The organism is Lapillicoccus sp. (assembly GCF_025353065.1).
GTDB lineage: Bacteria > Actinomycetota > Actinomycetes > Actinomycetales > Dermatophilaceae > Lapillicoccus.
Map to the genome: position 1 here is coordinate 14,668 of NZ_JANXRJ010000065.1, position 23,295 is coordinate 37,962.

Genomic DNA, 23,295 nt, shown 5'->3' on the forward strand with positions numbered 1-23,295 from the left:
CGAAGAATGGTTGCGTATGACAACCTCAGGCGTACGGGGGGACGGGGGGACCTGCGTGACGCACCCTCAGCGCACCCTCAGCGCACCCTCAGCGCACCCTCAGCGCAGCCTTTCGGCCCGGGCCGAGAGGTAGCGCTGCTCCGGGACGCTCGTCGTCAGTCGCGCGGCGAGTGCGTAGTCGGCGGCTGCGGCGGGGTCGCCAGCCATCTCGAGGAGGTGGGCGCGGACGGCATACAGGCGATGGGTGGTGCGCAGCCTCGGGTCGGCCTCGATGGTGGCCAGCAGCTCCAGTCCACGGCTGGGTCCGTGGGCCATCCCGACGGCGACAGCGCGGTTCAGGGTGACGACGGGGTTGGGTGCCACCTGCTCGAGCAGGCGGTAGAGGACGTCGATCTGCGCCCACTCGGTGACGTCCGCCACCGTCGCCTCGGCGTGCACGGCGGCGATGGCGGCCTGCAGCTGGTAGGGCCCGATCGGGCCGCGCGACAGGGCTTCCGACACCAGGACCGTGCCCTCCGCGATGGCGGCCCGGTCCCACAGCCGGCGGTCCTGCTCGTCGAGCGGGACGAGGTCGCCCGTCGTCGAGGTGCGGGCGGTGCGGCGGGAGTCGGTGAGGAGCATGAGCGCGAGCAACCCCGCGACCTCGCAGTCCTCGGGAAGCACCCCTCGGGCCACCCGCGTGAGCCGGATGGCCTCGCGCGAGCTCGACGTCCTGAAGGGCCGTGCTGCCGCTTGCGGTGTAGCCCTCGGTGAAGACGCGGTAGAGGACCTGCAGCACGGTCCTCATCCGGTCGGGGAGGTCGTCGTGGGCGGGCGGCTCGAACCGCGCTCCCGCCTCGCGGATCCTGTCCTTGGCGCGCGAGATCCGTTGCGCCATGGTGCTTTCGGGCACGAGGAACGCGCGGGCGATCTGCGCCGTGGTGAGCCCACCGACGGCCCGGAGCGTCAGCGCCACCTGTGACGCCGGTGTGAGGACCGGGTGGCAGCAGAGCAGGAGCACGAGCAGGGTGTCGTCGGTGCCCACCGTCTCGTCGTCATCGGGCGCGGCTGTGACCCACTCGTCGTCGGGTGTCGTTGCCGCAGAGGTAAGCTCGCGTCGTCGTCGAGCGCTGTCGCTGCGCAGGCGGTCGATGAACCGCCGAGAGGCCACGGTGATGAGCCAGGCCCGCGGATCCGCCGGTGTGCCGTCCGCCGGCCACTGCGCTGCGGCCGCGAGCAGCGCCTCCTGCACGGCGTCCTCAGCCACCCCGAAGTCGCCGTAGCGGCGGGTGACGGCCGCCAGGACCTGGGGAGCGAGCCGCCGCCACAGCTCCCCGCCCTGGACCGTGTCGTCCTGCGTCACATCTCCTGGCCCGACGACCCCATGATCGGGCGCATCTCGACCGCCGCGAAGCGCGCGTCGGGGAACCGGCTGGCGATCTCCTCCGCCCGCTCGGGCGTCTCGACGTCGACGATCCAGAACCCCGCCATCTGCTCCCTCGACTCGACGTAGGGCCCGTCCGTCGCGACGACCGCACCCTCGCGGACGCGCACGGCCCGGGCGGTGACGGGGTCGGCCAGCGCCTCGACCGAGACGAGCTCACCCGACGCGGCGATCTCGGCGATGAGGGTCTCGAACTGCGTCGTCATCTGGGCACGCTCACCCTCGGTCATGGCCGCAGCCTCTGCGGTGCGCAGGAAGATCGGGTGGCCCCAGGACTCGGGGTTGCTGTAGATCATCAGCACGTACTTCACGTCGGTCCCTCTCGTCGCGGCGTCCCGTCGGCGCCGTCATCCGGAGGTCGGAGCGGCCGAGGGTTTCTCGACATCCTTGTCCCCCGGGCCCGGGACTCCCGACGCTACCGGGTGTCGAGACGGGCGAGCGGGCTCCGACGTATCAAGAGAGGCCACGGCGCCGGCCGTGGTCACGACGAGGAGGATGGCGCGATGATCGAGATGGACCTGCCGACCGATGACGGTCGCACCCTGCACTGCTACGACACGGGCGCGGGCCTATCGGGCGACGCCGAGCGACTGGTCGTCTTCTGGCACCACGGCACGCCCAACACCGGTGCCCCACCGCAGCCGCTTTTCGCGGAGTCCGAGCGGCTCGGGGTCCGCTGGGTGTCCTACGACCGCCCCGGCTATGGCGGCTCGTCACCGCTCCCCGACCGCGACGTCGCCTCGGTGGCCGACGACGTGACCACGATCATCGACGCCCTGGGGATCGACCGGCTCGCGACGATGGGCCACTCCGGCGGTGGTCCTCGCGCCCTGGCGACGGCTGCCCTGCTCCCGGACCGGGTCCGCGCCGTGGTGAGCATCTCGGGGATCGCCCCCTATGACGCGCGAGGTCTCGACTGGTATGCCGGGATGGCCGACGGCAGCGCGGCCAGCCTCCGCGCGGCGGCCGGGGGACGGGCGGCCAAGGAACGTCACGAGGCGTCGGGCGACGAGGGGGACATCGGCTTCATCGCCGCCGACGAGGCGGCGCTCGGCGGTGAGTGGGCCTGGTTCCTCGACGTCGTCCGGCCCGGAGTGGCCTCTGGCCCGGCGCCGCTCATCGACGACGACCTCTCGGCCGTCACCCCGTGGGGCTTCGACCCGGCGACCATCACCGCGCCGACGCTGTTCGTGGCGGGGGGCAGGGACGCGATGGTGCCGAGCAGCCACAGCGAGTGGCTGGCCCACCGGATCCGGTCCTCCGAGCTCTGGGTCGAGGCGGACGACGGACACGTCTCGGTGATGCACCGGGCGCCCGCAGCACTCGTCTGGCTGGTCGACGCGACGGCGGGTCGATGAACACCGTCGCCCCTCAACGTCCTTCGTCGACCCAGCGAGCGAAGAGCGCGCTCCACGGAGCCCTCACAGCCCAGCGCGCACACGTGATCGGCATCCTCGAGGGCGGCGACGAGCAGGCTCTCCGCCGCCCGGTCGGCCCTTTCGACTGGTCGTGCCTCGGGCTCGTCCAGCACCTCACCCTCGACGTCGAGCGGTTCTGGTTCCGGGGGGTGGTGGCGGGTGAGCTGTCGGTGACCGACGGCGAGCCGGGCTCTTCCAGCTGGGCGCTCGCGCCTGATGCCACCGCAGACGGCGTATTCGCGGCATACCGGAAGGAGATCGCGCTGGCCGACGCCGTCATCGCCACGACGTCGGTCGAGACCGCCCCTGGGTGGTGGCCCCAGGACGTCTGGGGGGACTGGCGGCTGGCCGACCTGGGCGCCGTGCTGCTGCACGCGATCACCGAGACGGCCTGCCACGCCAGTCACCTCGACGCGGCGCGGGAGACCATCGACGGACGCCGATGGATGGTGGTCTGAGTCAGCCGTTGCCGTTGCCGTAGACCCGGGTCGGGGCCACGAGCACTGCGGTGCGGCCCTGCTCGAGCATCGCCGCGTCGTAGGCGTCCCAGTCCTCGTGCCGGCCGCCGGCTGCGCCGAAGACCTCGCGCAGCAGCAGCCTCAGCTGCTCGGCGTCTGCGAGCCATGGCCGGGGATCGGCCGGACCGGCCAGCTCGGCAGGCCCCTCCACCGTCGCCCACTGCCAGCCGGAGCGGAAGGTCGCCGAGAGCTGAGGGCGCGCGCGGAGGTTGGTGAGCTTGACCCTGCCGTAGGTGACGAAGGCGAGGACCGGCTCGCCGGTCGCCGGGTGGGCCATCGTCCCGGCGTTGACGAGGGACGCCTGGACGGTGAGGTCGGCTCGCACGGTGGCGATGACGGCCAGCCCCGACTCACCGGCGGCCAGGCCGACCGCCTCCGCCAGAGTCGTCATGAGGGGGCCACCGGCACCTGGTCGGGCGACTCGTAGCGGTCGACCGCGGCGAGCAGCCCGTCGCGGACCTCGAAGACGATCCACGTGTCGGCGGGTGCGTCGGTCGGGGCCTGCACCGGTGCGTCGGCGGTGGTGCGCCGCCGCGCCCGCTCGTGCACGACGAGGCGGCCGCCTGCCGCGACGAGCGGGTGCTGCGGCTCGAGGGTGATCCCCGACCGGGTCAACCACGCCTGCAGGAGATCCGGCCCCTGGCCGGAGCCCCGCGGTCCCCCGACCGCGACGTCCGTGCGGCAGAGGGCTACGGCAGCCTCGATGTCCTTCGCGTTGACGGCGTCGTGCCACTGCCGGACCAGGGTCGCGTCAGAGTCAGACATCCGCGTCACCGTCCCGCACGAGCGCCGCGTAGTCGGGGTGCCGTTCGATCCACGACGCGATGAAGGGGCAGAGCGGCACCACCTCGCGCTCGCCGCGGGCCTGGACGTCGTCCAGGGCGCCACGCGCGAGCACCGACCCGATGCCGGTGCCGCCGAACGCGGGATCCACCTCGGTGTGGGTGAAGACGATGACGTCGCTGCCGCTGGGCCGGTAGGCCGCGAAGCCGGCGACCTCGCCATCCACCCGCGCCTCGTAGCGGCTCGCACCGGGGTTGTCGGTCACGATCACCGGCGGGCTGGTCTCGCTCATGGGTCGATCCTGCCGCATCGCGCGAGATTCCTAGTCTGGTGGCATGACGTCTGCTGACCCGACCTCGGGAGGGGTGACCGCTGCGGCCCCCGTGGTGACCGCGATCCACCTCGCGCCCGGCACCCGGCTGCCGACGAGGTCTGTCCCCCGCGTCGAGGCTGAGGCGGGCCGTGGTCTGGTCGGTGACCGCTACCACGGCAGCCGGCACCGGCACGTGACGATCCAGTCGGCGCTCGACCTCCAGGCGGGCGCCGCCGATCTCGGCCGGCCGATCGACCCCGGTCTCACCCGGCGCAACCTGACGATCTCCGGTGGCCGGATCCCGACGAGACCGGGTGAGCCACTGTCGATCGGCGACGTGCAGCTCGAGGTCGTCCGCATCGCGGCGCCCTGCCGGCTGCTCGACGACGGCCTCGGCCCGGGGGCGGCGCGGGCGCTGCACAACCGGGGCGGGACCGTGTTCCGGCTCCTCACCTCCGGGACGATCAGCGTCGGTGACGAGGTCGACCTCGCGCCGAATCAGTCGGGCGGGACTACGTCGGTAGGCGGGACGGAATAGCTGAGCTCGTAGCGGTGGGAACCGTCCTCGTCGACCGTGAGCTCGAAGTCGCCTCTGATCCCGGCGAAGCCGCCGGTGCCGCTGCCCGGCACGACGGCGATGACCAGCGTCGGCTCGCCCGCGTCCATCACGCCCGAGTGCTGCAGGGCGAAGCGACCCTCGCGGTCGCCGATCCGGCCCTCGACGATCTCGACCACGACGTAACCGGCCGACCCCGTGCTCGGGTCGCCCGCGGACAGCATCGCCCCGCGCGAGGTGGCCACGAGGTCGCCGTGGAACTCCTTGTCGAACTCGAAGCGGCCGAGGCCCTCCGGGTCGTTCGGACCATCTGGACCGTCGGCTGGTCGCAGGTCGATGGTGAAGGTGCCGGTCGCGTGCTCGTGGTGGGTCATCGCCGTCCTCTCGTGTGTGTGTCTCGTGCGTTCGTTCGTCCCGTCGAGGCCGCCGTCAGCCCCAGTTCTTGGCGTCCGTGAGGCAGAACGGGTGGCCGGCCGGGTCGAGCAGCACCCGCCAGGTCTCACCCGTCTGGTCGTCCGGCACGCTGGCCCCGAGCTCCACGCAGCGCGCCTCCATCGCGGGGATGTCGTCGACGGCGAGGTCGAAGTGGAACTGTTTGGTACCAGCGGGATTCGGCCAGGCCGGCGGCTCGTAGTCCGGCACCAGGCCGAAGCCGAGGGCGCTGGACGGACCGGTGAGCATCGCATACTCGTCCTCGACGGCGGCGACGTCCCACCCGAGGAGGGCGCTCCAGAAGACCGCCTCTGCACGCGGGTCGGCGCAGTCCAGGGTGACCATCGCGAGGCGCGCGGTGGGGGAGCCGGTCGTGGTGGCGGGGGATGTGTCGGTGGTCATGTCGTGCTCCTTGCCATGGCGGTGATTGCCCCAGCCTCCCGCAGGGCCGCTCCGTGCGGCTAGGAGAAACGCGGCACGATTAATCGCCGCCCGGCCCATCCCCCCGGATTGGGGTGAGAACGCGCTCTCGATGACGCGTTCTCACCTCAATCCGGGACGGGCGGGGCCTCCGGCCACTGGCGAAACTCCTCGGGCCAGAAGGCCCGGTCGGCGGCCTTCTGGGATGACCAGATTCGTTGTGGCACCTGCGGGGTCGCGGCCGAGGTCTCGTCGTAGTCGCCGCGGATCGTGTCGAGCGTCCCGACGAAGGTCGCGTCGGGCAGCGGCCCCAGGGCGCCGAGCTCGCCGAGCTCGCGCCGGATCGACCCGAACCTGCGCGCCGCGGTCTCGTGGGCGATCCGTCGGTCGTCCAGCCGGAGGAAGGTCTGCAGGGCGGTGAGCAGGGCCGCGACGAGGCTGGCCAGCGCGATGAGCACCCGGTGGTCGGCGGCGACGTCCGCGACGACGGCCGAGCCGGCTGCGAACCCGAGTACGACCGCCGGCACGCCCAGCCAGAGGAACAGGGAGCGTGACCGGGTGGCCGCGCGGGCGTGGGCGAGCTGGGCGCGCCGGGCCCGGCGATACCACGCGAGGGTGAGGTGGCGGGCGCCCTCGTCGGGGTCAGGACTCGGGCTCTGTTGTGGGCGCGTCGTCATGGCCACAGTCTGTCGGGCCGCACCGACGCCCGGGTCGCCACGAGAGCCCTTGCGTCCGCACGGACGGGACACTGGTGTCGCGTCGGCGCGGACGCAAGCAGTCTCCCTCGTAGGGTCAGCCGCGTGGCGGACGACATCTTCGAGCACCCGCGCCTCGTCGCGATCTACGACGTCCTCGACCCCGACCGCAGCGACCTCGAGGTGTACGCCGCGCTGACAACCGAGCTCGGCGCCCGCCTCGTGCTCGATATCGGTTGCGGCACAGGCTCATTCGCCCTCATGCTCGCTGGCACCGGCCTCGAGGTCACCGGGGTCGACCCGGCCGGCGGCTCGATCGCGGTGGCCCGTTCGAAGCCCGGCGCCGACCGGGTGCGTTGGGTCCACGGCGTCGCGCGGGACCTCCCCCCGCTCCAGGTCGACCTCGCGACGATGACCGCCAATGTCGCCCAGACCATCGTCGACCCGGCCGACTGGTCGGCGACCCTCGCCGGCGCCCGCGAGGCCCTCCGACCGGGAGGCCACCTCGTCCTCGAGACCCGAGACCCGGCATACCGGGGGTGGGAGGAGTGGACGCGCGAGGCCTCCACTGCCACCACCGAGATCCCCGGCGACCGGGTCCGGACGTGGGTCGAGCTGACCGACGTCCGCCTGCCCCTGGTGAGCTTCCGGCATACCTGGGTCTTCGCCTCCGACGGCGAGGTGCTGACCTCCGACTCGACTCTCCGCTTCCGTGAGCAGGATGAGGTGACAACGGATCTCGTCGAGCACGGCTTCGTCGTGGACGAGGTCCGAGACGCTCCCGACCGCCCCGGCCGCGAGCTGGTCTTCGTCGCCCGCCGCCACTGACCACCCTGCCACTGACCACCCCGCCGCTACCGTGGCCCCATGCCGCACCCGCAGATGTTCCGCGACGACGACCCGCTCCTCGCCCGCGTCCGGGAGATCGCGACGACGTTCCCGGGGGCGGCCGAGAAGATCTCCCACGGGCGGCCCAACTTCTTCACGACGAAGGTCTTCGTCTACTTCGGCGGCTCCCAGAAGGTCGACGGCGAATGGGTCAGCCACGAGGCGTCCGTCCTCGTGCTGCCCGACGCGACGGAGCGCGAGGTGCTGCTGGGCGACCCGCGCGTCTACGTGCCCGCCTACCTCGGGCCCTCCGGCTGGATCGGGTTCGAGCTGCCGACCCTCCGGGCCGCGAAGGCGAGGTGGGCCGAGGTCGTCGAGCTGATCGACGCGTCCTACCGCAACACGGCGGGGAAACGGCACGTCGCCGAGCTGCTGGCCCGCTGACCCGATGGCCGACCTCAGCGATCGCTGAGGTCGCCGTTGACGCGGGGCACGGCAGCGGCCATCGTGTGCGGGATGACGTCGTCCGGCGGTCGCTCGCACGGCCCAGCGGTCCGTGTCTGGCACGCGCTGTGTGCCCTGGGGATGGTCGGGATGGTCCTCCCGGCGCCCCTGTGGTTTCCTCGGGCAGCGTTCTTGCTGTTCGCTGCCGGGGTCGTCTGGTGTGGCGTGAGAGGCCGTCGGGAGGGTGCCGACAGTGGTGACCGCGCGGCATACCTCGGCCTGGGGGTGTGCTGCCTCGCCATGGCCGTCATGCTCGTGCCCGCCCTCGACTGGGTCGTGGGGAGCGCCGGAGCCGGTATGCCGGTCGCCCCCGTCGGGCACGCGGCCATGCGGATGTCGTCCGGCGCGGGCGGCCCGACCGCCCACGCCTCCGTCCCGACCGCCCTGCTGGTGGTGCTGGCCCTCGCACTGACCGTGGTGAGCCTGCGCGCCGTGGCCCGGTCAGCCGCCTCGGTCCGCAACGGATCGGGGCACGCTGCCCGCGCCGAGGCCTTGGCCGAGGCGCTGCTGGCGGCCGCGATGGCGGCCATGCTCGCGATCACGGCCAGCCCCTGACCGCACCTAGTCTGAAACGAGAGCAGTGCTCTTGACGGTGGGCCCGAGCCGGGGCAGGATCATGGCAATGGGCAGCATCACGTTCCGGGACGTCGCGTACTTCCTGGCCGAGGTCGCCGTCTACGTGGCCGTGGTGTGGTGGGGCTTCAGCCGCCGTCCCCTCAGTCGCCCGTTGGGGTCTCGGGGTCGGGCTCCTCGCGGTCTTCGCCGTCAGCTTGGGGAGTGTGTGCGGCGACCGGTGCCTCGCTACCGCTGCACGGGTGGCTCGGCACGGCGTTCCGCGTCGTCTGGTTCGGTCTCGGGCTGGCGGCGGCCGTCTCGCTCGTTGCTGCCCGCTGAACGCCGCCGCCGCGCCGAGCTTCCCGCCGCCGAGCCTCCCGGCGTCGAGCGCGACGAGCTGACCGACGCGCCCTCATCAACCTTTCGCTTAGCCCCCCGTTGACGGGCCGGACCGACAGGGGCGACAGTGACCCCGAAGGACACCGCCGTCCGTGGAGGAGCGACCCCATGCAGGTCCCAGCACCGTTCGAGTACGAGCGGGCCACCAGCGTCGACCACGCGATCGGGCTCCTCGAGCGCCTCGGCGACGAGGCCCGGCTCGTGGCCGGCGGGCACAGCCTCATCCCGATGATGAAGCTGCGCCTGACCGACCTCGAGTACCTCATCGACATCAACGACCTCCACGACGAGCTCGGCTACGTCCGGATGGGCACGGACGAGGTCCGCATCGGGGCCATGACCCGGCACCGCGAGCTCCTCGAGTCGGCCGAGCTCGCCGCCCTCTTCCCGATCTTCGCCGACGCCGAGGCGGTCATCGCCGACCCGGTCGTGCGCAACCGCGGGACCATCGGCGGCTCGCTCTGCCAGGCGGATCCGTCGGAGGACCTGTCGGCGGTCTGCACGACGCTCGACGCCTCGTGCGTCATCCAGGGCTCGGGCGGGCAGCGGGTCGTGTCGATGGAGGACTTCCACCACGGGCCCTACGAGACCGCGGTGGGGCACGACGAGATGCTCATCGAGATCCGGATCCCGGTGCGCAGCGGTGGCTCGAGCGCCTACGCCAAGGTCGAGCGCCGGGCCGGCGACTGGGCGGTCACCTCGGTCGGCAGCGCGGTCTGGATGGACGGGCCGGTGATCACGGCCGCTCGCGTGGGTCTGGCCGCGGTCGGCCCCAACACGACCGGCATACCGGCGATCTCCGAGGCGATGCGGGGGCAGGTGCCCTCCGAGGAGCTCTATGCCCGGGCGGGGGCGATCGCCGCGGAGAGCTGCTCACCGACCACGGACAACCGCGGCACCGCGGACTACAAGCGGCACCTGGCCGACGAGCTCACGCGGCGCACCCTCCGGCGGGCGGTCGAGCGGATCACGGCCGGGCTCGAGGGCGACGCAGCCACCACCCACAGCAACACCAATGACAGCGACGGGAGAGCCTGACATGCAGGTCACGATGACGGTCAACGGCGAGTCGGTCACGCGCGACATCGAGGCGCGGATGCTCCTCGTCCACTTCCTGCGCGACGAGCTGAGGTTGACCGGGACGCACTGGGGCTGCGACACGAGCAACTGCGGCACCTGCGTCGCCTGGATGGATGGCGAGCCGGTGAAGACGTGCACCGTGCTGGCCGCGATGGCCGGCGGGCGCGAGGTCCGCACGGTCGAGGGCCTTGAGCAGGACGGGGTGCTCGACCCCGTGCAGGAGGGCTTCATGCAGTGCCACGGCCTGCAGTGCGGCTTCTGCACGCCCGGGATGCTGATGACGGCGCGGGCCCTGCTCGACCGGGACCCCGACCCGAGCGAGGCGACGATCCGGGAGGCCATCTCCGGCCAGATCTGCCGGTGCACGGGCTACACGACGATCGTCCGCTCCGTGCAGTGGGCGGCCGCGCACGCCCACGGCGCCGACGAGCTCGCCCTGCCCCCTCCCACGTCCGCCCCCGTGGGGAGCCCGTCATGACGATCACCCAGGACACCCAAGAAACCCAGCAGCCGCGCGAGGACCACGACCACGTCGACAACGACCACAAGCCGATGGGCCACGGTCGGATGCTGCGCAAGGAGGACCCGCGCTTCATCCGCGGCCTCGGGCAGTACTGCGACGACATCCAGCTGACCGGCATGCTCCACCTCGCGATCCTCCGCTCGCCGGTGGCCCACGCCCGGATCACGAGCATCGACATCAGTGCCGCGCAGGCCCACCCCAAGGTGCGTCTGGTCGTGACGGGCGCGATGCTCGCCGAGAAGGGGCTCGCCTGGATGCCGACCCTGTCCAACGACGTCCAGGCCGTCCTCGCCACGGACAAGGTCCGCTTCCAGGGCCAGGAGGTCGCCTTCGTCGTCGCCGAGGACCGGTATGCCGCGCGCGACGCCCTCGAGCTCATCGACGTCGACTACGAGGAGCTCACCCCCGTCGTCGACGTCCGCAAAGCCCTCGCCCCCGACGCCCCGGTCATCCGCGACGACCTCGAGGGCAAGACCGACAACCACTGCTTCGACTGGGAGACGGGCGACAAGGACGCCACCGAGGCGGTCTTCGCCTCCGCCGACGTCGTCGTCACGCAGGACATCGTCTACCCCCGCGTCCACCCCGCGCCGATGGAGACCTGCGGTGCGGTCGCCGACTTCGACCGGGTGAGCGGCAAGCTCACCCTCTGGTCGACGACCCAGGCCCCGCACGCCCACCGGACCCTCTATGCCATCGTGGCCGGCATACCGGAGCACAAGATCCGGGTCATCTCGCCCGACATCGGCGGGGGCTTCGGCAACAAGGTGCCGATCTATCCCGGTTACGTCTGCGCGATCGTCGGGTCGCTGCTCACCGGCAAGCCGGTGAAGTGGATGGAGGACCGCAGCGAGAACCTCGTGAGCACCGGCTTCGCCCGGGACTACGTCATGCGGGGCGAGATCGCGGCGACCAAGGAGGGCCGGATCCTCGCGATCCGCACCAACGTCCTCGCCGACCACGGTGCCTTCAACGGCGTCGCCTCACCGGTGAAGTATCCCGCCGGGTTCTTCGGGGTCTTCACCGGCAGCTACGACATCGAGGCGGCCTACTGCCACATGACCGCCGTCTACACCAACAAGGCGCCGGGCGGTGTCGCGTATGCCTGCTCGTTCCGGATCACGGAGGCCGTCTACCTCGTCGAGCGGCTCGTCGACTGCCTCGCCTACGACCTCGAGATGGACCCGGCCCTGTTGCGGCGCAAGAACTTCATCCAGCCCGAGCAGTTCCCCTACACGACGAAGACCGGCTGGGTCTACGACTCGGGGGAGTACGAGCGGGCGCTCGACCTCACCCTCGAGATCGCCGGCTACGACGAGCTGCGCCGGGAGCAGGCGGAGAAGCGTGCCCGGGGTGAGCTGATGGGTATCGGGGTGGCGTTCTTCACCGAGGCCGTCGGCGCCGGGCCGCGGAAGGACATGGACATCCTCGGTCTCGGGATGGCCGACGGCTGCGAGCTGCGTGTCCACCCCACCGGCAAGGCCGTCGTCCGCCTCTCCGTCCAGAGCCAGGGGCAGGGGCACGAGACGACGTTCGCCCAGATCGTCGCCGAGGAGATCGGCATCCCGCCGGAGGACATCGACGTCGTCCACGGCGACACCGACAACACCCCCTTCGGGCTGGGGACCTACGGCAGCCGTTCGACCCCGGTGTCCGGTGCCGCGGCGGCGCTGGTCGCCCGCAAGGTCCGCGACAAGGCGCGGATCATCGCCTCCGGGATGCTCGAGGTCTCGGTCGCCGACCTCGACTGGGAGAAGGGGTCCTTCCACGTCAAGGGCGACCCCGGCCGCTCGGTGACCATCCAGGACATCGCGATGCGGGCCCACGGCGCCGGCGACCTCCCGGAGGGCGTCGAGGGCGGGCTCGAGGCCCAGATCTGCTACAACCCCGACAACCTCACCTACCCCTTCGGCGCCTATCTCTGCGTCGTCGACATCGACCCCGGCACGGCCGTGGTGAAGGTCCGGCGGTTCGTCGCGGTCGACGACTGCGGCACCCGGATCAACCCGATGATCATCGAGGGCCAGGTGCACGGCGGCCTCACCGACGGCGTCGGGATGGCGCTGATGGAGATGATCTCCTTCGACGAGGACGGCACCTGCCTGAGCAGCTCCTTCATGGACTACCTCATCCCGACGGCGCTCGAGGTGCCGCACTGGGAGACCGGGCACACCGTCACCCCGTCGCCGCACCACCCCATCGGCGCCAAGGGGGTGGGCGAGTCCGCCACCGTCGGGTCGCCGCCCGCGATCGTCAACGCGGTCATCGACGCCCTCAAGCCCTACGGCATCCGGCACGCCGACATGCCGCTGACCCCCTCCCGGGTGTGGGACGCCATGCGCGGTCACGCGACCCCCCCGATCTAAACGGCCGACGTCAGGAGCGAGCCATGACCGTGGCCATCACCGAGCGGATCGACCAGCTCACCCGGGAGCGGGTCCCCTTCGTGAGGGCGACGGTCGTCCGCGCCCAGGAGCCGACGTCCGCGCACGCCGGCGACCGGGCGATCGTCCTCTCCGACGGGTCCATCGAGGGCTTCGTCGGGGGACTGTGCGCCGCGGGGTCGGTGCGCACGGCCGCCCTCGACGTGCTCGCCTCCGGCGAGGGGGTCCTGCTGCGGGTCCTGCCCGACGGCGGCGACGCGTTCCCCGCGACACCGGGGGCGAGCGTCGTGGTCAACCCGTGCCTCTCCGGTGGCGCGCTGGAGATCTACCTCGAGCCGTTGCTGCCCGCGCCGGTGATCCACCTCGTGGGCACCTCCCCTACGGCCGAGGCGGTGGCCGACATCGCTGCGACGCTCGGCTTCGGCGTCGACCGCGCGGGGCCCGGCGCGGGGCCGGCCGGAGCCGTCGCGGTCGTCGTCTCGAGCCACGACGGCGACGAGGCGCGCGACGTGCGGGCCGCCCTCGACGCCGGGGTCGGTTTCATCGCCCTGGTCTGCAGCCGCACCCGAGGACAGGCCCTGCTCGAGCAGCTCGACCTGTCGGAGAACGAGCTGCGACGCGTGTTCCCGCATGCCGGTGTCGACATCGGGGCGCGGACCGCGGGGGAGATCGCCCTGTCCGTCGTCGCGCAGGTGGTGCGGGCGATCCGGGTCGACGGTCTCGTCGCGTCCGCTGCTCCGCACCACCTGGTGGTCCGGACCGCGACCGACCCGGTCTGCGGGATGTCCGTGACGGTCGCCGCCAGCACGCCGCACCTCGTCCGCGACGGACTCGACGTGTGGTTCTGCAACCCCGGGTGCCGTGACGCCTTCGCCGCGGCCTCGTTGTCGTGACAACTGCGGGTGTGAGTGCCGAGGGGAGGATGCGCGACGCCGCCGACGTGCGCCGCCGCCTCGACGACCACGACTACCTCGCCGACATCGGGCTCTCGACCGCGCTCTACCTCTCCCTCGAGCTCGGCCTGCCCCTGCTCCTCGAGGGCGAACCGGGCGTCGGCAAGACCGCGGCCGCGAAGGTCCTCGCCCAGGCGCTGGACGTGCCCCTCATCCGGCTCCAGTGCTACGAGGGCCTCACCGCGGCCGAGGCGCTCTACGACTGGAACCACCAGCGGCAGCTGATGGCGATCCGTCTCTCGGAGGCGCGTCACGAGAAGCTCGCCGAGGCCGACCTCTTCTCCGAGGAGTACCTCCAGGAGCGCCCGATCCTGCGCTGCGTCCGATATGCCGGGCCGCACCCTCCCGTGCTGCTGATCGACGAGATCGACCGCGCGGACGACCAGTTCGAGGCGCTCCTGCTCGAGTTCCTCGGCGAGAGCTCCGTGACCGTCCCCGAGCTCGGGACCTTCCACGCGGCCAGCCCGCCGGTCGTCGTCCTCACCTCCAACCGGAGCCGCGACCTGCACGACGCGCTGCGCCGCCGCTGCCTCTACCACTGGATCGACTACCCCTCTCCCGAACGAGTGGTGGAGATCCTGCGGCGCACGGTGCCGTCGGCCCACGTCTCGCTGATCGCCTCCGCCGCCCGGTTCGTCGGGCACCTGCGCACCCTCGAGGTCGAGAAGGCACCCGGGATCTCCGAGGCGATCAACTGGGTCGCGGCCCTGTCCGTGCTCGGTGCGACCGAGCTGGTGCGCGAGGACGTCCTCGCCACGCTCGGGGCTCTGGCCAAGACGCCGGACGACCGGGACCTCGTCGCGGCGGCTGTCTCCGACCACGCGTTCGGCTGAGGGTCGGTAGTGGCGCCTTCTGCGTCGGCCGTCCTGAGTCCGGTCGACCGGGCCGCGCTCGCTGCGGCCCTCGGTGACCGGTTGCGCCGGCGCGGTATGCCGGTGACGCTGACCTCCCTCGCAACCTTCACCCGAGCGCTCGAGGCCGCCCCGCCCGACGACGTCGAGTCGCTCTACTGGACGGCGAGGGTCACCCTCGCCGGCCGCGCCGACGACCTCGCGATCTTCGACGCCGTCTTCGATGCGGTGTTCCGCGACGCCGCGATGCCCGTCGAGGGGCGTCGGCAGCGACCTCCTGTGGACACCGGTTCCCCGGCCGATGTCTGGGCCGGACTCGATGCGGCATCTGGAGTGGACCTCCCCGGGCAGGGGCTGCCGTGGCACACCCTCCCGCCCGTCGTGAGCTGCGACGACGACCCACCGGGCGGGACCGCTGTGCCGGAGCGGCTGCCGAGCGCGCTCGCCGCACTGGCGACGACACCCTTCGAGGAGCTCGACGAGGCGGACCTCGCCCGCCTCGGTGCGTGGCTCGAAGGCGCCCTGGTGCGATGGCCGACGCGGCCGACCCGGCGCCGCCGCGTCCACCCGCACGGAGAGCGAATCGCATTGCGCGAGACCATCGCCCGGTCCCGTCGCACAGGCTGGGAGACGATGGCGCTGACCCGGACGCGGGCCACGCGGCAGGCGCGTCCGGTGGTGATGCTCGCCGATGTGAGCCAGTCGATGCAGCCCTACGCCACGGCATACCTGCACCTGATGCGCGCCTTCGCCCGCGGGGGGAGCGCCGAGACCTTCGTCTTCTCGACCGAGCTGACCCGGGTGACCCTGGCGCTGCGCCACCGCTCGGCGGCCGAGGCCGTCGCGGGGGCGACCCGGCTCGCGCCCGACCGCTACGGCGGGACTCACCTGGCCGCGAGCCTGCAGGCGCTGCTGCGTTCGCGTCACGGCAACACGTTGCGCGGGAGCATCGTCGTCATCGCCTCCGACGGCTGGGACGCCGACGAGCCGGAGGCGCTCGCGGCGGCGATGCGTCGGGTCCACCGGCGCGCGCACCGCGTCATCTGGCTCAACCCGCGGGCTGCGGCACCGGGGTTCGCGCCCCTGGTCGGCTCGATGGCGGCGGCGCTGCCCTACTGCGACGACTTCCTGCCGGGCGACACCCTGCAGCGGCTACGCCAGGTGATCGACGCGATCGTCGACGCGTGACGCCCTCGGGGGGATCGGCTAAGTCCGCGGCCCGGCCTCGAGCATGAAGGGTAAAGACTTGGTCAGGATCTACGGGGTTGCGTCACCGTCTGCATCGCCCTCGCGATAGGTAATGCGGCAGAGGTGCTCGACGACGAGCACCCTGACGACAAGGGTAGACATGAGACTCAGGCACGTTCTCGTCGCAGCGGCCATTGCCGCCCTGCTCGTTCCCGGCACGGCGCTCACCGCTGCCGCCGCCGCTCCTCCCCACAACGACATCGTCTCCGGGGCGCGCACGATCGCGTCCACGCCGAAGACGATCACGGAGGACACCACCTCGGCCACGACAGACGCGGTGGACAGTCAGATCAACGCCAGCTGCGGGGCGCCGGCGACCAACGGCAGCGTCTGGTTCACGTACGTCGACACGACCGGCAAAGGGCTGATCGTGGACGCCTCCGCGTCGGACTACTCGACCGGCATCATCATCGTCGCCGGCGACCCGACCTCGGGAGGCTCGCTCGTCGCGTGCGGACCCCAGATGTCAGCCGCCACGGGTCCGGCCGGAACCACCTACTACGTCATGGCCTTCTCCCCCACCGCCGGCGTGACCGGCGGTCAGCTGAAGGCGACGTTCTCGGAGGCTCCTCCCGCGCCCACGGCGACCCTGTCCGTGGACAAGGACGCCATCGCCACGATGAACGGCAGCCTGAGGATGCACGGCACCTACTCCTGTACGAACGCCGACTCCTTCAACAGCGCCATCCAGGGTCAGGCCATCCAGCGGGCGGGTCAGCTGAAGATCACCGGCTCGTTCTTTCTCGTCGGCCTGACCTGCGACGGCAGGATGCACCGTTGGAATGCCGTGGCCACGAGCGACAACGGCTACTTCGCCGCCGGTCTGGCCACGAGCTCGTCGTCGGTGTTCGCGTGTGGGCTCATCGAGTGCACCCAGCAGGTGGTCTACCGCAAGCTCACGGTCACCAACGCCCACTGAGGCCCCGAACAGGGGGAAGGGGTGCGCCCCCCGCTCGTTCCGGACTCGCCATCCTCGCAATCTCCGCGGTCGCGACGCTCTCGAATTGCGAGGATGGCGAGTCCGGATGCTCGTATCCCCTCTCACGGCACGATCACCCCCCACGTTGGCGACAATTTATTCCAATGTGAACCATTTATGGCGAAGAAGTGCCGGACCCCGTAGGGTCCGGGTCACTGACCGTCGGTCAGGTGATCGTGGGAGCCCGTGATGGCGAGAGGATGCACCAGTGGATCTCACGGTGGTGCGGACCGACGATCCGAGCGGCGCCGTGCTGGCGCGGGTTGGTGGAGACCTGGATGTGACGACCGAGGCTGCCTTCACCCGTCGAGCCCAGGAGCTGGGGCTCGAGGCTGCTGTGCGACTGGTCGTCGACCTGACCGAGGTGACCTTCCTCGATGTCGCCGGCAGGGCGGCTCTCGCGCAGCTGGCGCAGCACGTCACCGATGGCCTGGGGCGGCTGGCGTTGGTGACCTTGCCGAGGAACAGGCGCCTGCTTCACGTCACCCACCTGGACCAGCTCATCACCGTCTTCGACACGGTTGAGGAGGGTCTCACGTGGATCAACGTCGACCCGTCCTTGCGGCCCCGGCTCCTGGCCTCCTCGATCGGTGGGTACCAGCAACCACTGCTCACGCCCTCACCGAGGGAGTCTCTGGGAATGGGGTTCCCCACGTCACGTCGGCGGGCGATGGTCCGGGACACCACGAGGGCCGAGCCCGGCAGGGTCGGCGCCCGCGCTCCTGCGGATGACCTGGACCAGCCGCAGCCGCAGCCGGCGCTTCGCGCAGAGCCTGACCCTCTCCCACACGGACGATGCCCTCCCTCTGCCACGAGGCCCGGACTCGACCGTCTGCCGACCGTCACGGCGGGGAAGGGCGCCGACGCTGTCGAACCGGGCGACTGGGGGGTGCTCCTCACCCCGTCCCAGGTGGCAGCGATGCTGACCGTGGCGCCGAAGACGGTGACGGGTTAAGCAAACGCCGGCCTGGTCAGCTCGACACGCACGCCGGGCGGGCATCGCCGGTATCGCCAGTCCGAGATCGTGGGCCTCCTCGCGACAGGGCACCACCCTCGGCGCGTGGCCGTCGCGCTCGCCGGGTCCCCGGTGACCGCTACTCTGCCCGATCACGGCGACACCAGGGACCACGCAGATCGCTGGACGACCCCTACCGAACACGAGCACTTCGTCGCCGCTGCCGCGATCGCGGCTGAAGCGGTCGTCATCGTGTCGAGGACGCAGGCCACGGCTGAGGCGCACAACGTCCTGGTGGTTGCGGAGGCCGTCGCGGCTGCTGCTCGCACGGCAGCCGAGGCTGCTGAGGCGGCCCGGGAGGCCCGAGCTGCCGCAGCCCAGTTCGCGGCCACCGCGCTGGCCACGAACGCCGCCCACACCGCGGCAGCGATGCAGGTGCGAGCCGATGCAGCTGCAGCGCAGCAGTGCGCGGCAGCCTCGGAAGCGGCAATTGTCGTCGCCGCAGCCAGCCGGCCGGGGCACCAGCGCGAGGACGCGCTATCTGCGCTCCGGCTGGCGGCGATCGTGGAGGCCCGGGCCCTGGCTACGGCCAAGGACACCGCGGCGGATGCCGCCTGCGTCGCGAGCGCTGTCGTGGCCGCATTTCGTGACGTCGCCCTCTCCGTCGTCGCGGCCGCGCATGCTCTCGAGAGTGAGGTCGCCGTCGCGGCCGCCACGGTTCTCGTCTACGCCACGGCGGCCGCGCGGAACGTCGCCACCGACACCGACGCGAGGGCCAGCGGCGCGGCCGTGGTCGCTCGCACGTCTGCTGCCGCGGTGATGACGATGGAGACCGAGCACCCACGGCGCTCATGAGACACCCGGCTGAACGCCTCGGCCGGAATCACGGGCGGGCCGGGAGCCGATTTGTCCTACCGTCGCGAACCTCGGAATGCCGCTGGTGTCATCCATGGCGATATCCGCCCATTGTGTCAACCACGTGGTAGAAGATGACCGGAACATGGCCGACTTCGTCACCCTCATCGCCCGTGGCTCTGAGGCAGATCGCTAGGCTCTCATCGCCGGGTCCCGTCCTGTTCTTCCCTTCAGGACTCCCGGTGGTGGGTCCTTCGGCCATGACGGGACCCACGAGATCGCCTTTGGCTCTCGAGGGCGGTCGCGGAGTCTCCTCCGCCTTCCCCCACCGCGGAGGAGACTCGTCCGCCCCAGAGACTCGGGATCGGCGACATGGCGGGCTCGACTGCACCAGGTACCTGTTCGGGAGCAGTGGCCACACTCCCGGAGGGTCGGTCCGACGGGCTCGTCGCTGGTCAGGGAGCGGGCAACCGAGGTCAGCTCCACAACGTCACGTGCACCGAGGGCCGGAACCGGCCGGGTGCCGCTCCGGCCCCCCGGATCATCGCCTGCGTCGCGCGGGGCGTGGTGATGAAACGGACCAGCTCGGCAGCCGCAGGCAGCTGGCTGTGCGGGGGTAGGACGATCGCCGCCCACCTGCCGCCCGCGCGCATCGCGGGTCCTCCGACGGCGACGAGCCGGCCGGAGGCGAGGTCGGCCGCCACCGCGAACCGCACGGCGAGCGCGATACCGTCGGTGCGGATCGTCTCCTCGATGGCCTGCGCGTCGCTCTGGAAGATGCGCTGCTGCGGTTCCGGCACGGCCAGCCTGCGGAGCAGGTCCGAGACGACACCGGCGCCGGCGGCAGCGGGGCCGAGCAGCCAGGTGTAGGTCCGCGCCTCGGGGGGGCGCACGTCGTGTCCGGCGGCAGGATGTCCAGGCGCGGCGACCGCCTGGATCTCGTAGTTGAGGAAGGTCGTCGACACCAGGTCGGCGGGCAGGGTGCTGGGCTCCGGTCCGATGGCGATGTCGACCGCGCGAGAGCTGAGCAGCGCGGAGAACCGTCCGGTGTCGTGGACGCTCAGCTCGACGTCGAGGTCCTTGGCGCGGCTCGCGAAGAGGCCGAGCAGGCCCGGCGCCGCGTGCTCGGCGAAGAGGGTGGACGACGCGACCCGCAGCATCCGACGGCCCTGCCCGGCCTGGCCGACCTCGCGCACGGTGCGGTCCTGCAGGCCGAGGATCTCCACGGCCCTGCTGGCCAGGCGCAGCCCACCGGGGGTGAAGGCCAGACCGGCGGAGGCGCGGCTGAACAGCTGGTCGCCGAGCTCGCGACGCAGCTGGCTGACGTGCATCGAGACGGCCGCCTCGCTGACGGCGAGCTCGGCCGCTGCCGCCTTGACCGAGCCGGTGCGGACGACGCAGGCGTAGGCGCGGAGCTGGGTCGGGGTCACGGCCGGATCGGGGTCACGCCGGCGCGCGCCCGGCGGGCATCCGGCGCCCGTTCCCGCTCAGGCCTGCGGGGGGCCGGTCCGGCTGATGTTGACGAGCCAGCCCACCCCGAACTTGTCGGTGAGCTGACCGAACTCGTCGCCCCACATCTGCTTCTCGAGCTTCGTCGTCACGGTGCCGTCCTGCGACTGGGCGGCGAACCAGTCGCGCAGTTCGGAGTCGGTGCCGCTCAGGCTGATGGTGATGCCCGAGCCGCTCGAGCGCTCCATCCCGGCCGGGGTGTCGGCGCACATGATCGTGAAGCCCTGGTCGGTGACGAGCTGGGAGTGCATGATCTTGGTGGCGTCCGGCCCCTCCATGCCGAACTCGCCGAACGTGCTGCTCGTCAGGTCTCCGCCGAAGATGCTCTGGTAGAAGGCCATGGCCTCCTTCGTCGTGTCCTCGAGGTTGATGTAGGGAGAAAGGGTGGCGGTCATGGTCGGCTCCTTCGGTGCGGGTGTGAGGAGGTCCCAACAGCGCCCCAAGAACAGAGCCCTCGAAGACTAGCGCCGCAGCACCCCGCAGGGGATCCCGTTCGAGCGGCGGTGAAAATGCGCGAGGCACGTGCCGGCCGGCGCGGGCACAATGACCGGGTGTTCCTCACCCTGACCTCGACGGCAGAGCCTGCGACCGACCTCGGCTACCTCCTCCACAAGCACCCCGACCGCGTCCAGGTCTTCGAGCTGCCGGTGGGTCGGGCGCACGTCTACTACCCCGAGGCCACGGCCGACCGGTGCACGGTCGCGCTCCACGTCGAGGTCGACCCGATCGCCCTGGTGCGCGGGAAGCGTTCTGGCGCGGAAGGATTCGCGCTCGCGCAGTACGTCAACGACCGACCGTATGCCGCATCCTCGATGCTCGCGGTCGCCCTCGGGCGGGTTTTCGGCACGGCCATGAAAGGCCGGTGCGCCGCCCGTCCCGACCTCGAGGGCGTCGCGATCCCCCTGACCATCCACGTCCCCGCCACCCCGACGAGCGAGGGGCCCGAGCATGCGCTGCGCCTCTTCGCCCCGCTCGGGTGGGCGGTGGAGACGGTGGTCGTCCCACTCGACCCGGACGTCCCCCACTGGGGCGACGCACCCTACGTCGACCTCACGCTCACCGGCACCCTCACCGTCGCCGAGGCGCTCAACCACCTCTACGTCCTGCTCCCGGTCCTCGACGGGTCCAAGCACTACTGGGTCGGCACGGACGAGGTCGACAAGCTCGTGCGCACCGGCGGGGGCTGGCTGCGCGACCACCCGGAGCAGGCCCTCATCACCAGTCGCTACCTGGCGCGTCGCCGGGGCTACGTGATCGACGCCCTGGCCCGCCTCGCCGAGCTGGACGACGACATACCGGCTGGGGAGGCTGTGCCGACGGACGAGTCCACGCCGCGCGGCGACCCGTCCGCACCCACCGTCGCGCCCACGGCCATCCCCCTCGTTCGCCTCCGCATCGAGGCGGTGCTCCAGGCCCTCGCCGACGTCGGCGCCCACCGCATCGTCGACCTCGGCTGCGGCGAGGGTGCCCTCCTGCGCGAGCTCCTGGCGACGCCCACCTTCAGTGAGGTCGTCGGTGTCGACGTCTCCGCCCGTGCGCTCGAGCGGGCCGAGAAGCAGCTGCACCTCGAGCGCCTGTCCGACACCCAGAGGCGCCGGATCCGGCTGCGCCAGTCGTCAGCGACCTACCGGGACACCGAGCTGGTCGGCTACGACGCAGTCGTCCTCATGGAGGTGGTCGAGCACCTCGACCCCGACCGGCTGCCCGACCTCGAGCGCAGCGTCTTCGGCCACGCCCACCCTGGCTCGGTCGTCGTCACGACGCCGAACGCCGACCACAACGTCCTCTACCCCCACCTCGCCGCCGGCACGATGCGTCATCGGGACCACCGGTTCGAGTGGAGCCGTAGCCAGTTCGCCGACTGGGCCGAGGGTGTCGCCGCGACCCACGGGTATGCCGTTGAGCTGCGGCCCGTCGGTGCGCAGGACCCGGCGCACGGGTCCCCGACCCAGCTCGCGCTGTTCACACAGGCCTCTCGACACGGAGGTGCGGCATGACGACCGTCGACGCCCGGGAGATGTCTCTTCCAGAGCTGTGTCTCGTCGCCCTCGTGGGCATCTCCGGGTCCGGCAAGTCGACCTTTGCCGCCGAGCACTTCGGCCGATACGAGGTGACCTCGAGCGACGTCTGCCGGGGCCTGGTGTCCGACGACGAGAACGACCAGTCGGCCTCGGCTGCAGCCTTCGACGTGCTGGGCTACATCGCCGGCAAGCGGCTCGCCGCCGGACGGCTCACGGTCATCGACGCCACCAACGTCTCGACGGAGGCCCGCCGTCAGGTCGTCGAGCTCGCGAAGGCCCACGACGTGCTCCCCGTGGCGATCGTCCTCGACGTCCCCGTGTCGGTCGCGGTCCAGCGCAACGCGGCCCGGGCCGACCGCGACTTCGGTGCCCACGTCGTCAAGCGTCACCACGACCAGCTCCGTCGGTCACTGAAAAGCCTGCAACGAGAGGGGTTTCGCCGGGTGCACGTGCTCTCCGGAGTCGACGAGATCGCCTCGGTCACGGTCAGCCGCGAACGGCTCAACAACGACCGCCGCGATCACCATGGGCCGTTCGACGTCATCGGCGACGTGCACGGCTGCCGCTCCGAGCTCGAGACGCTGCTGGGACGCCTCGGCTACGACCTCGTCCGGGACGGCGCCGGCCGGCCCGTCGACGCCGTCCACCCGGAGGGCCGCACCGTGGCCTTCCTGGGTGACCTCGTCGACCGTGGCCCGGACTCCCCGGGCGCCCTGCGGCTGGCCATGGGGATGACGGCCGCCGGGCACGCCATCGCCGTCCCCGGCAACCACGAGAACAAGCTGGTGCGCGCCCTCCGGGGCCGTCAGGTCCAGATCAGCCACGGTCTCGCCGAGACCCTCGCGCAGCTGTCCGAGGAGCCGCCCGAGTTCCGCGACGCGGTGACCACGTGGTGCGACGACCTCGTCTCGCACCTCGTCCTCGACGACGGGCGCCTCGTCATCGCCCACGCCGGCCTGCCCGAGGCGTACCACGGGCGCACCTCGGGCCGGGTCCGGTCCTTCGCCCTCTACGGCGACACGACGGGGGAGACCGACGAGTTCGGCCTGCCCGTGCGCTACCCCTGGGCGGTGGACTACCGCGGGCGGACGAC

28 protein-coding genes and 1 pseudogene are annotated in these 23,295 nt (G+C 71.7%); 18 read left to right on the forward strand and 11 right to left on the reverse strand.

The features are described from left to right. Positions 1-99 precede the first annotated feature (99 nt). Positions 100-675 carry a DUF6596 domain-containing protein gene (locus Q0R63_RS24505; RefSeq protein ID WP_366521078.1) on the reverse strand — a complete coding sequence of 192 codons (576 nt, stop codon included), beginning with the start codon at positions 673-675 and terminating at the stop codon, positions 100-102. A gap of 13 nt (positions 676-688) precedes the next feature. Here Q0R63_RS24505 and Q0R63_RS24510 point away from each other — a divergent pair, with 13 nt between their 5' ends. Next, the gene (locus Q0R63_RS24510) at positions 689-961 is read left to right on the forward strand and encodes a hypothetical protein (protein WP_366521079.1); all 273 of its coding nucleotides are present in this window, start codon (positions 689-691) and stop codon (positions 959-961) included. On the opposite strand, the pseudogene Q0R63_RS24515 reads toward Q0R63_RS24510, so the two are convergent. Beyond that, positions 893-1,342, reverse strand: a pseudogene (locus tag Q0R63_RS24515) (sigma factor); the annotation flags it as partial. The gene Q0R63_RS24510 and the pseudogene Q0R63_RS24515 overlap by 69 nt on opposite strands. Beyond that, positions 1,339-1,734: a YciI family protein gene (locus Q0R63_RS06015; RefSeq protein WP_295695306.1), complete on the reverse strand. Its 396-nt coding sequence runs from the start codon at positions 1,732-1,734 to the stop codon at positions 1,339-1,341. The gene Q0R63_RS06015 and the pseudogene Q0R63_RS24515, both read right to left, overlap by 4 nt. A gap of 192 nt (positions 1,735-1,926) precedes the next feature. Between Q0R63_RS06015 and Q0R63_RS06020 the strand changes: the two genes are divergently transcribed. Both Q0R63_RS06020 and Q0R63_RS06025 read left to right on the forward strand, forming a co-directional pair. After that, positions 1,927-2,781: an alpha/beta fold hydrolase gene (locus Q0R63_RS06020; protein WP_295695308.1), complete on the forward strand. Its 855-nt coding sequence runs from the start codon at positions 1,927-1,929 to the stop codon at positions 2,779-2,781. Further along, on the forward strand, positions 2,778-3,299 hold the full coding sequence (locus Q0R63_RS06025; protein WP_295695310.1) for a DinB family protein: 522 nt from the start codon (positions 2,778-2,780) through the stop codon (positions 3,297-3,299). The genes Q0R63_RS06020 and Q0R63_RS06025 overlap by 4 nt, the downstream gene beginning before the upstream one ends. A gap of 1 nt (position 3,300) precedes the next feature. Here the strand turns inward: Q0R63_RS06025 and Q0R63_RS06030 are convergent, their stop codons facing one another. The 3 genes from Q0R63_RS06030 to Q0R63_RS06040 are packed head-to-tail and all read right to left on the reverse strand — an operon-like array spanning position 3,301 to position 4,434. Further along, positions 3,301-3,750 (reverse strand): TIGR03618 family F420-dependent PPOX class oxidoreductase, encoded by a 450-nt coding sequence (locus Q0R63_RS06030; protein WP_295695313.1) that lies wholly within the window; start codon positions 3,748-3,750, stop codon positions 3,301-3,303. Continuing rightward, positions 3,747-4,124 (reverse strand): nuclear transport factor 2 family protein, encoded by a 378-nt coding sequence (locus Q0R63_RS06035; RefSeq protein ID WP_295695315.1) that lies wholly within the window; start codon positions 4,122-4,124, stop codon positions 3,747-3,749. Before Q0R63_RS06035 ends, Q0R63_RS06030 begins: the two co-directional genes overlap by 4 nt. Then, on the reverse strand, positions 4,117-4,434 hold the full coding sequence (locus tag Q0R63_RS06040; protein WP_295695317.1) for a GNAT family N-acetyltransferase: 318 nt from the start codon (positions 4,432-4,434) through the stop codon (positions 4,117-4,119). The genes Q0R63_RS06035 and Q0R63_RS06040 overlap by 8 nt, the downstream gene beginning before the upstream one ends. A gap of 43 nt (positions 4,435-4,477) precedes the next feature. Here Q0R63_RS06040 and Q0R63_RS06045 point away from each other — a divergent pair, with 43 nt between their 5' ends. Beyond that, positions 4,478-4,993 (forward strand): MOSC domain-containing protein, encoded by a 516-nt coding sequence (locus tag Q0R63_RS06045; RefSeq protein WP_295695319.1) that lies wholly within the window; start codon positions 4,478-4,480, stop codon positions 4,991-4,993. Here the strand turns inward: Q0R63_RS06045 and Q0R63_RS06050 are convergent. From Q0R63_RS06050 to Q0R63_RS06060, 3 genes are all read right to left on the reverse strand, one after another. Next, on the reverse strand, positions 4,954-5,385 hold the full coding sequence (locus tag Q0R63_RS06050) for a DUF3224 domain-containing protein (RefSeq protein ID WP_295695321.1): 432 nt from the start codon (positions 5,383-5,385) through the stop codon (positions 4,954-4,956). The genes Q0R63_RS06045 and Q0R63_RS06050 overlap by 40 nt on opposite strands. 55 nt (positions 5,386-5,440) lie before the next feature. Then, positions 5,441-5,845: a VOC family protein gene (locus Q0R63_RS06055; RefSeq protein ID WP_295695323.1), complete on the reverse strand. Its 405-nt coding sequence runs from the start codon at positions 5,843-5,845 to the stop codon at positions 5,441-5,443. Positions 5,846-5,991: 146 nt separating this feature from the next. After that, a complete protein-coding gene (locus tag Q0R63_RS06060) occupies positions 5,992-6,540 on the reverse strand; it encodes an SLATT domain-containing protein (RefSeq protein WP_295695325.1) in 549 nt (182 codons plus the stop codon). Positions 6,541-6,663: 123 nt separating this feature from the next. Between Q0R63_RS06060 and Q0R63_RS06065 the strand changes: the two genes are divergently transcribed. From Q0R63_RS06065 to Q0R63_RS06120, 12 genes are all read left to right on the forward strand, one after another. Next, positions 6,664-7,386 carry a class I SAM-dependent methyltransferase gene (locus Q0R63_RS06065; protein ID WP_295695327.1) on the forward strand — a complete coding sequence of 241 codons (723 nt, stop codon included), beginning with the start codon at positions 6,664-6,666 and terminating at the stop codon, positions 7,384-7,386. Between the two features lie 39 nt (positions 7,387-7,425). Next, positions 7,426-7,830 (forward strand): MmcQ/YjbR family DNA-binding protein, encoded by a 405-nt coding sequence (locus tag Q0R63_RS06070; RefSeq protein ID WP_295695329.1) that lies wholly within the window; start codon positions 7,426-7,428, stop codon positions 7,828-7,830. Between the two features lie 72 nt (positions 7,831-7,902). Further along, entirely contained in the window at positions 7,903-8,445 is a 543-nt protein-coding gene (locus tag Q0R63_RS06075; protein WP_295695331.1) for a DUF5134 domain-containing protein, read from the forward strand. Between the two features lie 507 nt (positions 8,446-8,952). Next, on the forward strand, positions 8,953-9,882 hold the full coding sequence (locus tag Q0R63_RS06080; protein WP_295695333.1) for a xanthine dehydrogenase family protein subunit M: 930 nt from the start codon (positions 8,953-8,955) through the stop codon (positions 9,880-9,882). A 1-nt stretch (position 9,883) separates the two neighbouring features. Then, the gene (locus tag Q0R63_RS06085; RefSeq protein ID WP_295695335.1) at positions 9,884-10,402 is read left to right on the forward strand and encodes a (2Fe-2S)-binding protein; all 519 of its coding nucleotides are present in this window, start codon (positions 9,884-9,886) and stop codon (positions 10,400-10,402) included. Continuing rightward, the gene (locus Q0R63_RS06090) at positions 10,399-12,813 is read left to right on the forward strand and encodes an aerobic carbon-monoxide dehydrogenase large subunit (protein ID WP_295695337.1); all 2,415 of its coding nucleotides are present in this window, start codon (positions 10,399-10,401) and stop codon (positions 12,811-12,813) included. The genes Q0R63_RS06085 and Q0R63_RS06090 overlap by 4 nt, the downstream gene beginning before the upstream one ends. Positions 12,814-12,836: 23 nt before the next feature. Next, positions 12,837-13,724 (forward strand): XdhC family protein, encoded by an 888-nt coding sequence (locus Q0R63_RS06095; RefSeq protein WP_295695339.1) that lies wholly within the window; start codon positions 12,837-12,839, stop codon positions 13,722-13,724. A gap of 11 nt (positions 13,725-13,735) precedes the next feature. After that, on the forward strand, positions 13,736-14,617 hold the full coding sequence (locus Q0R63_RS06100) for a MoxR family ATPase (RefSeq protein WP_295695341.1): 882 nt from the start codon (positions 13,736-13,738) through the stop codon (positions 14,615-14,617). 9 nt (positions 14,618-14,626) lie between these two features. Next, positions 14,627-15,823, forward strand: a complete 1,197-nt coding sequence (locus Q0R63_RS06105) for a VWA domain-containing protein (protein ID WP_295695343.1) — start codon at positions 14,627-14,629, stop codon at positions 15,821-15,823. Positions 15,824-15,983: 160 nt separating this feature from the next. Further along, positions 15,984-16,802: a hypothetical protein gene (locus tag Q0R63_RS06110; protein ID WP_295695345.1), complete on the forward strand. Its 819-nt coding sequence runs from the start codon at positions 15,984-15,986 to the stop codon at positions 16,800-16,802. A 340-nt stretch (positions 16,803-17,142) separates the two neighbouring features. Then, the gene (locus Q0R63_RS24520; protein ID WP_366521080.1) at positions 17,143-17,817 is read left to right on the forward strand and encodes an STAS domain-containing protein; all 675 of its coding nucleotides are present in this window, start codon (positions 17,143-17,145) and stop codon (positions 17,815-17,817) included. A gap of 105 nt (positions 17,818-17,922) precedes the next feature. Next, positions 17,923-18,672 (forward strand): hypothetical protein, encoded by a 750-nt coding sequence (locus tag Q0R63_RS06120; RefSeq protein ID WP_295695349.1) that lies wholly within the window; start codon positions 17,923-17,925, stop codon positions 18,670-18,672. Positions 18,673-19,148: 476 nt separating this feature from the next. On the opposite strand, the gene Q0R63_RS06125 is transcribed toward Q0R63_RS06120, so the two are convergent. Together Q0R63_RS06125 and Q0R63_RS06130 are read right to left on the reverse strand one after the other, a co-directional pair. Continuing rightward, a complete protein-coding gene (locus Q0R63_RS06125) occupies positions 19,149-20,102 on the reverse strand; it encodes a LysR family transcriptional regulator (RefSeq protein ID WP_295695351.1) in 954 nt (317 codons plus the stop codon). A 57-nt stretch (positions 20,103-20,159) separates the two neighbouring features. Further along, a complete protein-coding gene (locus Q0R63_RS06130) occupies positions 20,160-20,576 on the reverse strand; it encodes a VOC family protein (RefSeq protein WP_295695353.1) in 417 nt (138 codons plus the stop codon). A 156-nt stretch (positions 20,577-20,732) separates the two neighbouring features. On the opposite strand from Q0R63_RS06130, the gene Q0R63_RS06135 reads away from it, so the two are divergent. Beyond that, the gene (locus tag Q0R63_RS06135) at positions 20,733-22,178 is read left to right on the forward strand and encodes a 3' terminal RNA ribose 2'-O-methyltransferase Hen1 (protein ID WP_295695355.1); all 1,446 of its coding nucleotides are present in this window, start codon (positions 20,733-20,735) and stop codon (positions 22,176-22,178) included. Next, positions 22,175-23,295: AAA family ATPase (locus Q0R63_RS06140; RefSeq protein WP_295695357.1), on the forward strand; the 1,121-nt coding region annotated here is incomplete at its 3' end. The genes Q0R63_RS06135 and Q0R63_RS06140, both read left to right, overlap by 4 nt.